Below are 15,039 nucleotides of genomic sequence, written 5' to 3' on the forward strand. Positions count from 1 at the left end.
CCCTGCCCGCCCCCGGCGGCGCGGGGGCGCGGGGCGGCCCGCCGCCGCCGCCGGTGGCCGTGCCCGCGCCCGCGCCGCCCGGCGTCGGCCTGAACCCGCTGGCGCGCGCCGCCGCGCCGCTGCTCGAACTCGTGGTGCCGCTGCGTATGCTCGCCACCGCGCCCGACCTAACGGCACTACGCGCACAGCTGAGCGAGGCCGTTCGCCGTTTCGAAAACGATGCCCGCGACGCCCGCATCGACGCCGAGACCATCGCCGCCGCGCGCTATGCGCTGTGCACCCTGGTCGACGAGACCATCTCCAGCACGCCCTGGGGCGGCGGGGTGTGGGGCGGGCGCAGCCTGCTGGTGGAGTTCCACAATGAGGCCTGGGGCGGCGAGAAATTCTTCCTGGTCCTGCAGCGCCTGAGCGCCGATCCGCGGCGCCACCTGGACGTGCTGGAACTGATGTACCTGTGCCTGGCGCTGGGCCTGGAAGGACGCTACCGGGTGCTGGAGCGCGGCCACGAGCAGCTGGCCTTGCTGCGCGAGCGCCTGCTGGCGCTGATCGACCAGCAGCGCGGCCAGCGCGAGCAAGACCTGTCGCCGCACTGGCGCGGACACGAAAAGGCGCAGCCTCGCATGCTGATCTGGCCGCCGTGGGTGATGGCGGTATGCGCCGGCGTGGTCCTGCTGCTGCTCCAGCTCACCTATGGCGCGCTGCTCAACCGCGCGTCCGACCCGGTCTACGCCCGCATGGCGGCGCTGCGCGCGGCGCCGCCGGCGCGCGTGCTGGCCGCGCCCGCGCCGGCGCCCGGCCCGACGCCGTTGGCGGCCGCGCTGGCGCTGGAGATCGCCGCCGGCCAGGTCAGCGTGAGCGGCAACGCCGAGCGCGCGGTGCTGACCCTGCGCGGCGACGGCGGTTTCGCGTCCGGCAGCGACGAAGTATCGAAACGCCTGCTGCCGGTGCTGGAACGCATCGGCGACGTGCTGCGCACCCAGCCGGGCAGGGTGGTGGTGATCGGCCATACCGACGACACCCGGCCCTCGCTGTCGGCGCGGCTGCCGTCCAACTTCGACCTGTCGAAGGCGCGCGCGCGCACCGTCGCGGCGCTGCTGGAGAAGCGCGCCGGCGGCGCCGGACGCTTCGCCAGCGAAGGCCGCGCCGACACCGAGCCGGTGGCGCCCAACGACGGCCCCGCCAACCGCGCGCGCAACCGGCGCGTCGACATCGTCGTGATGGCGCCGGCGGCATCCACTTCACCGCGCCAGCCGGCCGGCCTTGATTGAGAGATCCATGAACCGTTTTATCCCCCACTGGCTGCGCAAGCCGTGGATACCCACCTTGATTGCACTGGCCCTGCTGGCCATCCTGATCTGGTTCTGGGCGCCGCTGCTCGAAGCAGGCTCCAGCCTGCGCTGGATGCTGATCGCGCTCCTGATGACGCTGGCGGCGGCCTGGTTCGCCGCCCGCCTGTGGCTGGCGCGGCGCCGTCACCGCGCGCTGATGGACGGCATCGCGCCGGCAGCGCCGGCAGCGCCGTCCGCTGTCGATTCCGACCCGGCGGCGGCCGACCTGGCCGCGCTCGGCCAGCGCATGCGTGCCGCGCTGGCCGTGCTGCGCACCGCGAACCCCGGCTGGCGCATGCGCGGCCGCTACCTGTACGAGCTGCCTTGGTATGTGTTCGTGGGCGCGCCGGGCAGCGGCAAGACCACGGCGCTGACCCGCTCCGGACTGGAATTCCCGCTGGCCGAGACCCTCGGCTCGGACGCCATCGGCGGTATCGGCGGCACCCGCCACTGCGACTGGTGGTTCACCGACGAGGCGGTGCTGCTCGACACCGCCGGACGCTACACGACCCAGGACAGCCAGCTCGAAGTCGACCGCGCGGCCTGGAGCGGCTTTCTGGGCCTGCTGCGCAAGCACCGTCCGCGGCGCCCGATCAACGGCGTCATCGTCACCATCAGCGTGGCCGACCTGCTGCTGCAACCGCGCGCCGCGCGCGAAGGCCAGGCGCGCGCGGTGCGCGCCCGCATCCAGGAACTGCAGGAGCGCCTGGGGCTGGCGTTCCCGGTGTACGTGATTGTCACCAAGAGCGACCTGCTGGCCGGCTTCACCGAATTCTTCGAACCGCTCGGACGCGAGGAGCGGGCCCAGGTCTGGGGCATGACCTTCTCGCTGGCCGACAGCGCTGCCCCGGCCCCGGCCCGGGCGCTGGCGGCCTTCCCGGCGGAATTCCGGGCGCTGGAAACCCAGCTGCAGCTGCGCATGCTGGAACGCATGCAGCAGGAACGCGACCTCGGGCGGCGCGCCCTGATTCATGGCTTCCCGCGCCAGTTCGCGGCGCTCGAAGAAGCACTGGCGAGCTTCCTGCAGGCGGTGTTCTCGGCCAACCGCTTCGAGCAGCCGGCGCTGCTGCGCGGCGTCTACTTCACCAGCGGCACGCAAGAGGGAACACCGATCGACCGCGTGATGTCGTCGCTGGCGGCCTCGTTCGGCCTGCGCGACCGCGCGCTGCCGCCCAGGCCGGAGAGCGGGCGCAGCTACTTCCTGACCCGCCTGATGCGCGACGTGATCTTCCGCGAGGCAGGGCTGGCCGGCCTGAACCCGCGCGCCGAGCGCCGGCGCCGCCGGCTGCAATGGGGCGTGCTGGCCGGCGGCGCGGCGCTGGCGCTGCTCCTGGGCCTGGCGCTGAGCGTCAGCTACCTGCGCAATGCGCGCCTGGTCGAGGAGTCGGATGCGGCGGTCGCCGCGCTGGCGCGCCAGGCCGCGGCCGCGCCGCTCGACGGCGACGAGCTGGGCGTGCTGCCGCTGCTGGCGGCCGCGCGCGCGCTGCCTGCCGGGTATGCCCAGCGCGAGCGCGACGTGGCGCTCCTCGAGCGCATGGGCCTGTACCAGGGCGAGAAGCTGGGCGACGGCGCGCAGGCCGCCTACCGGCGCCTGCTGCGCACCACCCTCGAGACGCGCATCGTGGCGCGCATGGAAAACGTGCTGCGCCGGGGCGACACCGGCGGCCTGGACCTGTTGTACGACACCCTGCGGGTCTACCTGATGCTGGGCCAGCGCCAGCACTTCGACCCCGCCGCGGTCCAGGCCTGGGTCGAACTCGAGTGGGAGCGCGGCCTGACGGGGGCCGGGGCTACGGAGCGCGCGCAGCTGGCGGCGCACCTGGAAGCGCTGCTGGAACAGGGCGACGCTCCCGAACCGGTGCAGCTGGACGCGGCGCTGGTGGCGCAGGCGCGCGAGGCGCTGGCCGGGATGTCGCTGTCGGACCGTATCTATGGCGTGGCCAGGCGCCAGGTAATGCAGGAGGCGCTGCCCGAGTTCAGCGTCAGCCGCGCGCTCGGGCGCGACGCCTCGGGCGTGCTGGCGCGCGCCAGCGGCGAGCCGCTGGGACGCGGCGTGAATGGCTTGTACAGCGTGGCCGGCTACCGCCGCTTCGCCCAACTGAGCTGGCTGGCGGTGGCCGACATCGCGCGCGACGACTGGGTGCTGGCGCGACGCGAAGCCAGTAGCGGCCCGCTCGACGTGGCGGCGGCGCGCGAGGCGGTGCTGCAGCTGTACTTCGCCGACTATATCCGCGCCTGGGATGCCTTCCTGGGCGACCTGCGGCTGGCGCCGCTGGCCAGTCTGGACGATGCGGCGCGGGTCAGCAATGCCCTGGGCGGCGCCGATTCGGCCTTGCGCGCGCTGCTGACCGGCGCCGCGCGCGAGACCGCGCTGGCCGCGGTCAAGGCGGACGGCTTGCCGCCCGGCGTCGGCAAGCTGGTACGGGACAAGGTCGGCCGCGCGCGGCGCCAGCTGGAGGCGGTGTTCGGCTCCCAGCCGGCCGCGCCACCGCAACCGCCGCAGCAGCATCCGGTCGACAGCCACTTCGCGGCGCTGCACCGGCTGGTCAAGGGCCCGGCGCCGACCCAGCTCGAGCAGATGCTGGCCCTGGTCAGGGACGCCGCGCTGTACTTCGATGCCGCCGAGGGCGCGCGCCGCAGCGGCGCGCCGGCGCCGGCGCAGGACGCCCTGGTGCGCCTCAAGCGCGCCGGCGAAGGGCAGTCGGCGCCGCTGCCGGCCATGTTCAAGGGCATCCACGACGCCGGCGCCGGCCTGGCCCAGGGCGGCGAGCGCGCGCGCCTGAACGCGCTGTGGAATGCCGGCCCGGTGCAGTTCTGCCGCGACGCCATCGCCGGGCGCTATCCGCTCGACCGCGCCAGCGCGCGTGACGCCACCGCCGACGATTTCGGCAAGTTCTTCGCGCCCGGCGGCCTGATGGACGATTTCTTCACGCGCCACCTGGCCAGCCTGGTCGACATGGGCGGCGCGCGCTGGCGCTGGCGCGCGGCGGGCGATCTTGCCGGCGCCTCGCAGGCGGCGCTCGACGCCTTCCAGCGCGGCGCGCGCCTGCGCGATATGTTCTTCGCCGGCGGCGTGCGCCAGCCCACCTTGCGCTTTACGCTGCGTCCACTGGCGGCCGACGCCGGCCTGGCAGGGGCCAGGCTCGAGATCGACGGCCAGGAAGTGGCCGCCGTCGGCCAGGCGGCGGTGTCCCTGTTGCTCCCCAGCGGCAAGGGCGACGGCCAGGTGCGGCTGTCGGCGCCGGGAGTCAGGGCCGACCTGCGCAGCGACGGTCCCTGGGCCTGGTTGCACACCGTCGACCGCGGCGTGCTCGAGCCGCTACAGCCCGAGCGCTACCGTCTCGGCCTGAGCCTGGACGGCCGCAAGGCGAGCTGGGAGCTGACCGCGGGCAGCGTGATCAATCCATTCCGGCGCGAGGTCACCGGCTTCGCCTGCCCGGCTGCGCTGTGAGTTTCGCCATGGCGGCGCCGGGCCTGTTCGGCAAGCTGGCCAGCCATGGCGACTTCGTCCAGCGCCGCCTGCCGCCGGACTTCGTCGCGGCCTGGGACACCTGGCTGCAGCAGGGAATACGCGAAGGCCGCCTGCGCCTTGGCGCGGCCTGGCCCGAGCGCTTCCTGCACGCGCCGCTATGGCGCTTCGTGCTGGCTCCTTGCGTGTGCGGGCAAACCGCGATGGCCGGCGTGCTGCTTCCCAGCGTCGACCGGGTCGGGCGCCATTTTCCGCTGACCCTGGCGGCGCCGCACGAGCACGCGGCGTCCTGCCTGCTCGACCTGGCGACAACCGGCATGGACTGGTTCGACCGGCTGGCCGACCTGGCCGTGTGCGCGATATGGGGCGACCTGGCGCTGGAAGAACTCGAGCCGGCCCTGGTGCGCCTGGGCGGACCGCCGCGCCAGGCGTCCGGGGCGGCATCGGCGTTTCCCGAAGCCCGCGCGTGCCGGGCCGTGTTCTGGACCGAGGGCGAGCCTGGCGTGGAGCCGCTGCTGATGCTGCACCACGACTTGCCCGATGCGGCGACCCTGGGCGCGATGCTCGCGCAGGCGTGCGACTGACTCAGGGCGCGTCTGCCAGAGCGCGCGCCGCATCGATGAAACGCGCGCGCGCGGCGGGCGCCTCGATCTGCCCCGCCACCAGGTCGACCAACGCCGTGCGATCGGCGGCCCGGGACAGCGCGCGTTTGACGACGATCGCGGCGATCGGCCCGATCTCCACCGCCAGCAGCTGCGCGAGCGCGGCGCCGAAGGCGGGGTCCAGGGGCGGCGGCGCCGGATCGTCCATTTCAGGCGCTTGCCCGAGCGCCGCCAGGCTGGCGGCGAAATCGGCGCGCGCAGTGGGCGAGGGGATATGCTCCAGCAGCCGCTCGCCCAGGGTGGCGAGATCGGGCGCGTCGGCCGCGATCCGGCGCAGCAGGAGCCGCGCGACGGGACCGATCTGCGCCGTCAACAAGGCTTCCAGTTGCGGCAGCACGGCCAGCTTCCAGGCCGTGAGGTCGGCCGTCAGGCCATGCCGTGACGGCTCGGCGGCGGTCGCTGGCAGGGCCGGGGGCGCGGACAGCAGCACGGTGGCGTCGGCATCCGGGCCGGCGGTGGCGGCAGCTTGTTCCAGCGCCTGCAGGAAGGCGGCGGCATCGGCGAAGCGCGCCTCCGCCGTCTTGGACAATGCGCGCATGACCACTGCATCGAGCGCGGCCGGCAGCAGGGGATTGATGCGCGAAGGCGGCGTCGGGCTGTGGGTCAGCACCTGCTGCATCACGGCCGCGGTGGAACCGGAAAACGGGCGCTGGCCGGTCAGCAGCTGGTACAGCACCACGCCGGCCGAGAACAGGTCGCTGCGGCTGTCGATGGCTTCGCCTCGGAACTGTTCGGGCGACATATAGCTGGGGGTGCCGAGCATGGCGCCGGTCTGGGTCAGCGTGGACGACTCGATGCGGGCGATGCCGAAGTCGCCGACCTTGATGTGGCCGTCGCGCGTGACCAGCAGGTTGGCCGGCTTGATGTCGCGGTGGACCACGCCGTGGGCATGCGAATAGGCGAGCGCCGCCAGCAGGTCGCGCATCCAGGCCAGCACCTGGGGCAGTGCGCACGCTTCCACGCCGCACATTTCCGACAGCGGGCGGCCGTCGACGAATTCCATCGCGATATACGCCAGGTCGTTCGCTTCACCGTATTCGTGCACCGCCACGATATTCGGATGCATCAGCCGGCCGGCGGCCTGGGCCTCGGTGCGAAAGCGCCGCAGCAGTTCCTCCGCTCCTTCGGCGTCGCCCAGGCGGTGCTGGACGGTCTTGAGCGCGAGCGTGCGTTCGATCAGTGGATCGAAGGCGCGGTAGACCACGCCCATCGCGCCCCGGCCGAGGATGGCGTCGAGCCGGTACTTGCCGATCTGGCGCGGCAACGCATCGACTTCACTCATTGGCTTCACTTAGCGACTTCACTCATCGAGCATTTTCATCGCGCTGTTCAAGCTGGTGCGCATGCGGTCGAAGGAGCGCGCCAGGCCGGCCAGCTCGTCGCCACCCCGGGTGTCGATGGCGGCGGCGTCGGCGCGGCCCAGGCTGACGTCGTCGGCCACGCGCGACAGCTGGCCGATACGGCGCGTGACGAACAGGTGCACCATCACGTTGAGCGCCACGAACAGGAAGCCGAAGATCCCGAGCAGCGACAGCATATAGGTCTGCAGCAGCGTGCGCGCGCGCGCCAGCGGCACCTCCATCGGCACCGACACCACGTGGGCGCCGATGGTCTCGCCCAGCTTCCAGCCGAAGCCGCGCTCGCTGCCGTAGATGTCGCGCATGGTGGACGGCGCATCCTCGGGCTTGCCGTGGCAGGCCAGGCAGGCCGCGTCGCGGATGCGGATCGGCCGCGCGACATACAGCGCCGGCCCGGCGGCGGCGACGTGCTCGCCCACCAGTTCGGCGGTCTGCGGCTCGGCGCGCAGGCGCTCGACCAGTGGTTTCTCGAATTCGTCGGCGCGGTTGCGCGGATTGGTCGGGTTGAGCGTGGCCTGTTTGTAGCCGTAGTTGGGATAGGCCTTGAGCAGCTGGTTCAGGTGCTCGATGGCGGCGAACGTCGGCACGGCTTCGGGCAGGAACTCGAACTTGAGGCGGTTTTCCAGCAGCGGCGTGACGTGGGCGCTGGTGTACCTGGTGGCCGCGTCGGAGGCCTGCATCAGCAGGCGCGCGTGCTGCAGGGTCTCTTCGCGGGCATTCTCGGCCAGCATCGCATCGGTGACGACGCCGGCGGCGCAGAAGCCGAACACGGACACGGCCAGGAAGACCAGGTTGAACTTGGCGGCGAGCGAACGGATCTTCATGGTCAGAACAGGTGGTTGATCGGGGTGTTGGCACGGATTTTGACGGCGCGCTGGCGGCGCAGCGCGTCGCGCCACTCCGGCTGGTCGGCGAGCAGGTCCTCGACTTCGTTGCGGAACACGGCGTCCTCGAGGCGCGCGGCGAACTGCGCGGCCAGGCGGCGACGCAATGGCGGGCCGGCGTCGCGCCAGGCGGCGATATCAAAGGCGGCGATCTCGCGCTGCACCTTCGGTTCTGCGGCGCGCGCGCGTGCCGCGACCTGGACCAGGGGATCGAGGAAGGCGCGCGGCAGCTGCTGCACGAACAGCCGCGGCGCGCGCGGGGCGAGCGCGAGCGGGCGTGTGGACAATCGCGCCGCATACTGCTCGCGGCCGACCGCGACGGCGCGCGCGCCGCCGGGGCCATTGTCGTTGACGGCGACGGCGCCGCTCTCGACGAACAATTCGGTTCCGTCGGGCGCCAGGCGCAGGATGCCGCTGGCGCCGGCGGCCGGCAGCGACAGCAGGCCGGCGTCGAGCGCCAGGCGCCCGCCCGCCGGGGCGCCGGTGGCGAACTTGCCCCAGCCGCGCAGCAGGCTGGCCGCGGGCGCTGCGCCGGCATCAAGCACGAGCACGCTGCTGGCCGGGCCGAGCGCGAAGCGGGCGCCGTTGGACCATTCGATCTGGACCGTGCCGGCATTCGATTCGACGATGTCGCCGGCCTGCAGGCGCACCCCGGCCGGCGCCTGGTAGACGGTGGTCTTGCGGATCAGGCGCGGCGGATGTTCGGCGTGCGAGACGAGGGCGTTCTGGGCCAGCGCCGGCGCGGCGGGAAACAGCTGCGCCAGGGCGCACACGAGCAGGACGAGGTCCCACCGCGGCCTGCGCGACGGGCCGCGTAATGGGTGAAATGAGTGCATGGGCGTGGGTCGGGTAGTGGGATCCTACGCCGACTTACGCGCGCCATGCGCGTTTGGATGCAGTCTTTCAGCGCTGGCGTGCGCGGCCCCGGCGCGCGATCTCGGCCGACGCTTGTTCTGCCAGCCGGGTGAGGATCTGCGCCTGGACCGGGTCGAGCGTGCGCGCCTGGGTATCGATCACGCACAGGGAGCCGAGCGCGAAACCCTGCTCGTCGACGATCGGCGCGCCGGCGTAATAGCGAAAATGCGGCGCGCCGGCGACCGCCGGGTTGTCGGCGAAGCGCGGGTCGCGGTCGAGATTGGACAACTCGCAGACGCCGGTGCCCAGCAGCGTGTAGTTGCAGAAGGCCCAGCTGCGCGGCGTTTGCGGCAGGTCGAGGCCGACCCTGGCCTTGAACCATTGGCGGTCTTCGCTGAGCACCGTGATGAGGGCCACCGGCGCGGCCAGGCTCAGGGCAGCGAGCTGCGCGATATTGTCCAGCGCCGCTTCCGGCGCGCTGTCGAGGATGGCGGCGCGGTGGACCGCCAGCAACCGCCTGCCTTCGTCGGCGCCGACCGGGAACGGGGCGTCCAGCAGGGCCGGCGGCAATGGCTGCAGCGCCAGCGGCGCCATGGCCGTGTGCCGCACCAGTTCGCGCGTGAGCTGGCCGGGCGCGCCGTCGAGCAGCAGGTGCTTGTAGGGCAGCGCCGGGCCGACGATGGAAGCGACGGTGCCGGCCGACAGGCGGGTGGCGATGACGATCTGCAGCCGGTTCAGCGCCGGCAGCGCGTGCAGCGTGGACAGGAACTCGGGGGCCAGGTCGCCGGGCCGGTCCACCTGGACCGCGAACACGTCGGGCACGTTCGCCCCCAGTGCGACGGCGGCGGCGACCGGATTGTCGGTGCAGGTGACCTCGGCCACGTCCAGCGCCGCCAGGGCGCGCTCCCAGTCCGCATGGTCGCGGCCGGGGGCGAGCACCAGCACCCGGCGGCTGCCGGGGCGCGCGTCGTCATTGGCCGCCAGGGCCGCGAGCACGTCGGACTCGAACATGCGGCGGTGCCCCCCGGGCGTCTTCCAGGAGGGAATCACGCCGCTCTCGATCCAGAGCTGCGCCGTGCGCGACGAGACGCCGAGGATCTTGGCCGCCTGCGGCGTCGTCAGGATTGGACTGGAGCTTGGTGTATTCATCGCCGTAACTATATCGGATGCGGGGACGGCGTGTGGCGCGGCCGGTGGGTTCTCCATCAGGAGGCGTCCGGCCCGGCTTCGTCCAGCAGCTTGTCGAGCAGCGGCAGGCGCGCCCTGACACCCGGGAATTGCATCGGTTCGTAGTGCGCGGGCAGCGCGCCGCCGGCATCGCGCACGGTGAGCCGGATCTTGTGGCCATGGTGTTGAGAGACCACATGCCAGGCCATCAGCTCGGCCAGGTCTTCCGCCGGCGCGGCGGTGGCGTAGAGGCTGACGAAGGGTGAACTGGCGAGCGCATCGTAGGTGGTGCGCGCGCGGCCGGCCGGGATCAGGCCGGCGCCGCGGAACCTGGATGCGGCGACGGGGGATGAGGCCAGGTGCGGCGCCAGCGTGACGCCATCGTTGCCGGAAGCTTGCCAGATGCCGCTGCCGAATGCATTGCCGGCCTTGTCGGTGAGTTGCCGCGACATGTCGAGGATATGGGTCGCCTCGTGCAGCAGCAGGTAGGTGAGGGCGTCGGCGCCATCCGCCTCGAAGCTCACCGACTGGCCCGAGCCGTCGGCGTCGAACAGGCGACGCTCCTTGGTGGTGAGGAATTCGGCCAGCGATTCGCGCAGCGCGCTGGCGCGCACGGTGATGTCGAACTGCGTGGTGTCGCCGACCTTCGAGGTCAGCGCCGTCCCTTGTCCCGGCACGCCCTCGACGAAGCCCAGGTGGCGCAGATTGCTTGCCAGTACGCGCCGGTGGAGCGCCGGCAACCTGGCCAGCGCTGTTTCCACCTGCGCCAGCTCGGCCGGCGTCAGCACGTAGGGACGGACCGAACGCATGCCCGCTGCCTCGAAGTGGCCGAGGATGTCCGGGCCCGGCGTCGCGATCCGGCTCGCCAGCGCGGCCGTCGGCGGTGCGCCGTGCGCTGCCGGGAACTTGGCACTGGCGATGACCAGGGCGGCGATGATTCGCACCACTACGCGTGTTCGCATGTTCTGCCTCTCTTCTCGTTGTGTTCTCTCTGGTGGAATTTCAATCTTACCTACGCCTTGAGTGGGCTTGTCGGATGCGGGCTGCGTCCGATCGCAGCCGATGCGCGTAATTCGTTGGGCCGCCGGCACCGACGCCGGCGCCTACTACAAAAGGAAACCTGAACCATGATGAAACCAAGCACCCACGCGACCCTTTTCGCCTCGATGATCGTCGCCATTGCCCTGTCTTGCGCCGCTCCCCGTGTCGCGGCGGCCGCGGTTGTTCCGATCGATCCGCATGACATCGTCCCCTCGTCGGAAGACGACCGCGCCACCATCATCGCCAAGAACGAGACCGCCCGCATGCATGCGGCGCTGCGGGCCGAAGAGCGTAAGCCGGCCTCGGCAAGCATCAAGCCCGACCTGGCGCAAGCCCCGGCCGGCGCGGACGTGGCGGGCGGCCGTGACAGCGTATGCCAGATCCCGTCCAGCAATGGAGCAGGCGATGTCTGCCGTGCGCCTTCCAGCGGACCGGTCGGCTCGGCCGGGACGCCCTATCTCCATCCTGGCTACGGTACCAGGATGGGGCCAAGGACCTACATGCTGCCGCTGGACGAGTCGCAACAACGCGACTTCTGATCGGCTGGCCCGCAACCGGCCATCAGGAAAATCGATGGCCAGCCATCACGACTTTGAATCGATAGAATCGTCAGAATCGATATAATCGGAAAGATGCATCGGATGTGAACGGTGCCAACCCACTGCGCCGTGAACGCCGATCCGGGCCAGGCGCCATTTCAGAAAAGTGAACCCCATCATGAACAATACGACTACCAATGAAAGCGCATTCGCCGAATCGGTCCAGCGCAACCAGCTCGGGCAGCGCGAGGGCTTGAGGACGACTTACGACTTCATCGTGTGCGGCGCCGGCTCCGCAGGCTCGGTGGTGGCGGCCCGCCTGGCCGAGAACCTCGACGTGAAGGTGCTGCTGCTGGAAGCGGGCGGCAGCGACGAAGTGGCCAGCGTCATCGAGCCGGCGCAATGGCCGCTGAACCTGGGAACGGAGCGCGACTGGGCCTTCATGGCCGAACCGAACCCGTACCTGAACGGCCGCGCGATCCCCATGAACATGGGCAAGGTGCTGGGCGGCGGCTCCAGCATCAACGTGATGGTGTGGTCGCGCGGCCACCGCGCCGACTGGAACTACTTTGCCGCCGAAGCAGGCGACGATGCGTGGAACTACGAATCGGTGCTGGCCGTCTATCGCCGCATCGAAAACTGGCATGGCGCGGCCGACCCGAGCCGCCGCGGGCAGGGCGGTCCGATGCATGTCGGGCCGGCGCGCGATCCGAAGCCGACCGCGACCCTGATGCTGGAAGCCGCCCGTTCGATCGGCGTACCGACCTTCGACAGCCCGAACGGCGCGATGATGGAAGGCGACGGCGGCGCCGCGATCAACGACCTGATCGTCCGCGACGGCAAGCGGCAGTCGGTGTTCCGTTCCTATACCTATCCGCGCATGGCCCAGCCGAACCTGACGGTGCTCACCAATGCGCAGGTGGCCAGGCTGCTGTTCGATGGCGACAAGGTGGTCGGCGTTGACGTGTTCCTGGATGGCCAGCCGCGCCAGTTCCGCGCCGAGCGCGAGGTAGTGCTGTCGCTGGGCGCCGTCAACACGCCCAAGGTGCTGATGCAGTCGGGGATCGGCCCAGCGAGCGAGCTGGCGCGCCACGGCATCCCGGTGCGCCAGCACCTGCCGGGCGTTGGCCAGAACCACCAGGACCACGTGTCCTTCGGCTGCATCTGGGAATACAGTGAGCCGCAGGAAGTCGGCAACGGCGGCTCGGAAGCGACGCTGTACTGGAAGAGCGATCCTTCGCTGGACGCGCCGGACATGCTGCATTGCCAGGTCGAGTTCCCGGTGCCGAGCGCGGAGAACGCCGCGCGCGGCGTGCCGGAGCACGGCTGGACCATGTTCGCCGGCCTGGCCCATCCGAAGAGCCGCGGCCAGCTGCTGCTGTCCGGCCCTAACGTGAACGATGCGATGATCATCCGCGCCAATACCTTGTCCGATCCCGACGACCTGGAAGCGGCCAAGGCCAGTGTGCGCATGTGCCGCGAACTGGGTAACGCCTCCTCATTCAAGCGCATCGTCAAGCGCGAAGCCATGCCGGGCACGCTGGGCGACGACGAGCTGGAACGCTTCCTGCGCAACGGCGCCGTCACCTACTGGCACCAGTCGTGCACCGCCAAGATGGGCCGCGACGAGATGTCGGTGGTGAACAGCAAGCTGGAAGTGTATGGCGTGCTGAACCTGCGCATCGCCGACGCCTCGATCATGCCGCGCATTACCACCGGTAACACGATGGCGCCATGCGTCGTGATCGGGGAGCGTGCGTCCGAGATGATCAAGGCCAAGTACCGCATCTGATGGATTGTTTGCCTGCACGCGGGGCGATGGCGCCCGGCGTGCAGGTGGCGAAGAGTAAATACTGGCTCAACCATGCGCCAGTACATCGGCCTACTCGATATGATTTGAATAACATCAATCACTATCAAGGACAATCCGATGTCGACTGTCGTTACAGCGAACCCGGCATATCGCACCCCGCCGGGCACGCTTCATACCATCCTGCTTGCGGGCAGCGTCTCGCTCTTCCTCGGCGCATTGCTGAGCGATCTCGCCTACTACAACACCTACCAGATCCAGTGGAGCAATTTTGCGTCCTGGCTGATCGCCGGCGCCGAGCTGTTCAGCGGGCTGGCGCTGGTATTCGCGCTGGTCAACCTGATCCGGGCGCCGCACAAGAAGGGCCAGGTGCTGACCTATTTCCTGCTGCTGCTGGCCACCTGGGCGCTGGGGCTGTTCAATGCCTTCCAGCACGCCAAGGATGCCTGGGCCGTCATGCCGGCCGGCCTGGTGCTGTCTGCCATCGTCTTCGTCCTGGCCTGCCTGACGGCCTGGGTCGGCCTCAATCCACGCGTGGGAGGTGCGCCATGAAACGATCGAACACACTGGTCGTGCTGGGCGTGAGCCTGCTCCTGGCGGCATGCACCGAAGGCGAGGGCGCCAAGACGCTGTCGCGCGGCGCCGACCCGCAGCTGCCGGATCCACAACGCGGCATCCTGCCGAGCATGAAGATCGCGGAACCGTCGCCATGGGGTGACCAGAAGCCGACCGTGCCTGAAGGCTTCAGCGTCACGGCCATCGCGACCGACCTGCAAATCCCGCGCCAGACCCTGGTCTTGCCGAACGGCGACATCCTGGTGGCCGAAGGCCGCGGCGGCAAGGCGGCCAAGCTCAAGCCGAAGGACGTGATCGCCGGCTATATCAAGGCCAAGGGCAATACCCAAGTCAAGAGCGGCAACCGCCTGACCCTGCTGCGCGATGCCGACGGCGACGGCCAGTACGAGTTGAAAACGGTGTTCGCGGCGGACCTGAATGCGCCTTATGGCCTGGCGTTTGCCAACAACAAGATCTATGTGGCCAACCAGGACGAGCTGGTGAGCTTCGATTACCAGGAAGGCCAGACCAAGGCCGGCGGCGCGCCGACCACGATCACCAAGCTGCCTTCCGAGATCAACCACCACTGGACGAAGGCGATGACCGTCAGCGCCGACGGACGTTATCTCTATGTCGGCATCGGCTCGAACAGCAATATTACCGAGCGCGGCATGGAGGCCGAGGTCGACCGCGCGATGGTGTGGCAGATTGACGCCACTGCCGGCACCTATAAGCCGTATGCGACGGGGCTGCGCAATCCGACGGCGCTGGCCATCAACCCGGAAACCGGCCAGCTGTGGTCGGTGGTCAACGAGCGCGACGAGCTGGGGCCGGACCTGGTGCCGGATTACCTGACTTCGGTGCGCGAAGGCGGCTTCTATGGCTGGCCCTACGCCTACTGGGGCCCGAACGTCGACCCGCGCGTCAAGCCGAGCGACCCGGAAAAGGTCAAGGCCACCATCAAGCCGGACTACAGCCTAGGCTCGCACGTCGCCGCGCTCGGCCTGCATTTCTCGTCGCCGGTGATGGGAGAGCAATTCGCCAACGGCGCCTTCGTCGGCGAGCATGGCAGCTGGAACCGCAATCCGCCGGTGGGCTACAAGGTGATCTTCGTGCCGTTCGCTAATGGCCGTCCGGCCGGTGAGCCGATCGATTTCGTCACCGGCTTCCGTACCGAGGAAGGCAAGACGCGCGGCCGGCCGGTGGGCGTGACCGTCGATCCGAAAGGAGCCCTGATCGTGGCGGACGACCTGGCCAATACCGTGTGGCGGGTGACGCGCAACCGTTGATGCGGCGGTAGGTAACAAAAGAACGGCGGCTTGCTCCAGCAATGCCGCCGTTCTTTTTATGTGCGTCCGCGCGCTGCAGTCT

General features: G+C 70.3%; 12 protein-coding genes. 7 read left to right on the forward strand and 5 right to left on the reverse strand.

Going from position 1 to position 15,039, the window contains the following annotated elements:
• From icmH to tagF, 3 genes are all read left to right on the forward strand, one after another.
• Positions 1-1,268: type IVB secretion system protein IcmH/DotU (icmH, locus tag SOM28_RS24940; RefSeq protein ID WP_320469788.1), on the forward strand; the 1,268-nt coding region annotated here is incomplete at its 5' end.
• Between the two features lie 7 nt (positions 1,269-1,275).
• Positions 1,276-4,779, forward strand: a complete 3,504-nt coding sequence (tssM, locus tag SOM28_RS24945; RefSeq protein WP_320469789.1) for a type VI secretion system membrane subunit TssM — start codon at positions 1,276-1,278, stop codon at positions 4,777-4,779.
• On the forward strand, positions 4,776-5,381 hold the full coding sequence (gene tagF / locus SOM28_RS24950) for a type VI secretion system-associated protein TagF (protein WP_320469790.1): 606 nt from the start codon (positions 4,776-4,778) through the stop codon (positions 5,379-5,381). Before tssM ends, tagF begins: the two co-directional genes overlap by 4 nt.
• Position 5,382: 1 nt before the next feature.
• On the opposite strand, the gene SOM28_RS24955 is transcribed toward tagF, so the two are convergent.
• From SOM28_RS24955 to SOM28_RS24975, 5 genes are all read right to left on the reverse strand, one after another.
• Positions 5,383-6,741: a serine/threonine-protein kinase gene (locus tag SOM28_RS24955; RefSeq protein WP_320469791.1), complete on the reverse strand. Its 1,359-nt coding sequence runs from the start codon at positions 6,739-6,741 to the stop codon at positions 5,383-5,385.
• A gap of 18 nt (positions 6,742-6,759) precedes the next feature.
• A complete protein-coding gene (locus SOM28_RS24960) occupies positions 6,760-7,641 on the reverse strand; it encodes a Tll0287-like domain-containing protein (RefSeq protein ID WP_320469792.1) in 882 nt (293 codons plus the stop codon).
• A 2-nt stretch (positions 7,642-7,643) separates the two neighbouring features.
• Positions 7,644-8,537 (reverse strand): FecR family protein, encoded by an 894-nt coding sequence (locus tag SOM28_RS24965; RefSeq protein ID WP_320469793.1) that lies wholly within the window; start codon positions 8,535-8,537, stop codon positions 7,644-7,646.
• A gap of 67 nt (positions 8,538-8,604) precedes the next feature.
• On the reverse strand, positions 8,605-9,705 hold the full coding sequence (locus tag SOM28_RS24970) for a GAF domain-containing protein (RefSeq protein WP_320469794.1): 1,101 nt from the start codon (positions 9,703-9,705) through the stop codon (positions 8,605-8,607).
• 56 nt (positions 9,706-9,761) lie between these two features.
• Positions 9,762-10,685 carry a hypothetical protein gene (locus tag SOM28_RS24975; protein WP_320469795.1) on the reverse strand — a complete coding sequence of 308 codons (924 nt, stop codon included), beginning with the start codon at positions 10,683-10,685 and terminating at the stop codon, positions 9,762-9,764.
• 165 nt (positions 10,686-10,850) lie between these two features.
• Here SOM28_RS24975 and SOM28_RS24980 point away from each other — a divergent pair, with 165 nt between their 5' ends.
• The 4 genes from SOM28_RS24980 (at position 10,851) to SOM28_RS24995 (ending at position 14,957) form a co-directional block, all read left to right on the forward strand.
• Positions 10,851-11,303: a hypothetical protein gene (locus SOM28_RS24980; protein ID WP_320469796.1), complete on the forward strand. Its 453-nt coding sequence runs from the start codon at positions 10,851-10,853 to the stop codon at positions 11,301-11,303.
• A gap of 178 nt (positions 11,304-11,481) precedes the next feature.
• Positions 11,482-13,095, forward strand: coding sequence for a GMC family oxidoreductase (locus SOM28_RS24985; RefSeq protein WP_320469797.1), 1,614 nt, complete (start codon positions 11,482-11,484; stop codon positions 13,093-13,095).
• A gap of 138 nt (positions 13,096-13,233) precedes the next feature.
• Positions 13,234-13,665, forward strand: coding sequence for a DUF2231 domain-containing protein (locus SOM28_RS24990; protein WP_123068437.1), 432 nt, complete (start codon positions 13,234-13,236; stop codon positions 13,663-13,665).
• Positions 13,662-14,957 (forward strand): PQQ-dependent sugar dehydrogenase, encoded by a 1,296-nt coding sequence (locus SOM28_RS24995; RefSeq protein ID WP_320469798.1) that lies wholly within the window; start codon positions 13,662-13,664, stop codon positions 14,955-14,957. Before SOM28_RS24990 ends, SOM28_RS24995 begins: the two co-directional genes overlap by 4 nt.
• The last annotated feature ends 82 nt before the right edge of the window (positions 14,958-15,039 follow it).

This window comes from Massilia sp. CFBP9026, from assembly GCF_034045165.1.
Taxonomy (GTDB): Bacteria; Pseudomonadota; Gammaproteobacteria; order Burkholderiales; family Burkholderiaceae_D; genus Telluria; species Telluria arenae.

Bases quoted from the DNA above. Each gene is read 5' to 3' on its own strand.
- tssM (WP_320469789.1), top strand. From the start codon at position 1,276: ATGAACCGTTTTATCCCCCACTGGCTGCGCAAGCCGTGGATACCCACC.
- SOM28_RS24955 (WP_320469791.1), bottom strand. From the start codon at position 6,741: ATGAGTGAAGTCGATGCGTTGCCGCGCCAGATCGGCAAGTACCGGCTC.
- SOM28_RS24960 (WP_320469792.1), bottom strand. From the start codon at position 7,641: ATGAAGATCCGTTCGCTCGCCGCCAAGTTCAACCTGGTCTTCCTGGCC.
- SOM28_RS24965 (WP_320469793.1), bottom strand. From the start codon at position 8,537: ATGCACTCATTTCACCCATTACGCGGCCCGTCGCGCAGGCCGCGGTGG.
- SOM28_RS24970 (WP_320469794.1), bottom strand. From the start codon at position 9,705: ATGAATACACCAAGCTCCAGTCCAATCCTGACGACGCCGCAGGCGGCC.
- SOM28_RS24975 (WP_320469795.1), bottom strand. From the start codon at position 10,685: ATGCGAACACGCGTAGTGGTGCGAATCATCGCCGCCCTGGTCATCGCC.
- SOM28_RS24980 (WP_320469796.1), top strand. From the start codon at position 10,851: ATGATGAAACCAAGCACCCACGCGACCCTTTTCGCCTCGATGATCGTC.
- SOM28_RS24985 (WP_320469797.1), top strand. From the start codon at position 11,482: ATGAACAATACGACTACCAATGAAAGCGCATTCGCCGAATCGGTCCAG.
- SOM28_RS24990 (WP_123068437.1), top strand. From the start codon at position 13,234: ATGTCGACTGTCGTTACAGCGAACCCGGCATATCGCACCCCGCCGGGC.
- SOM28_RS24995 (WP_320469798.1), top strand. From the start codon at position 13,662: ATGAAACGATCGAACACACTGGTCGTGCTGGGCGTGAGCCTGCTCCTG.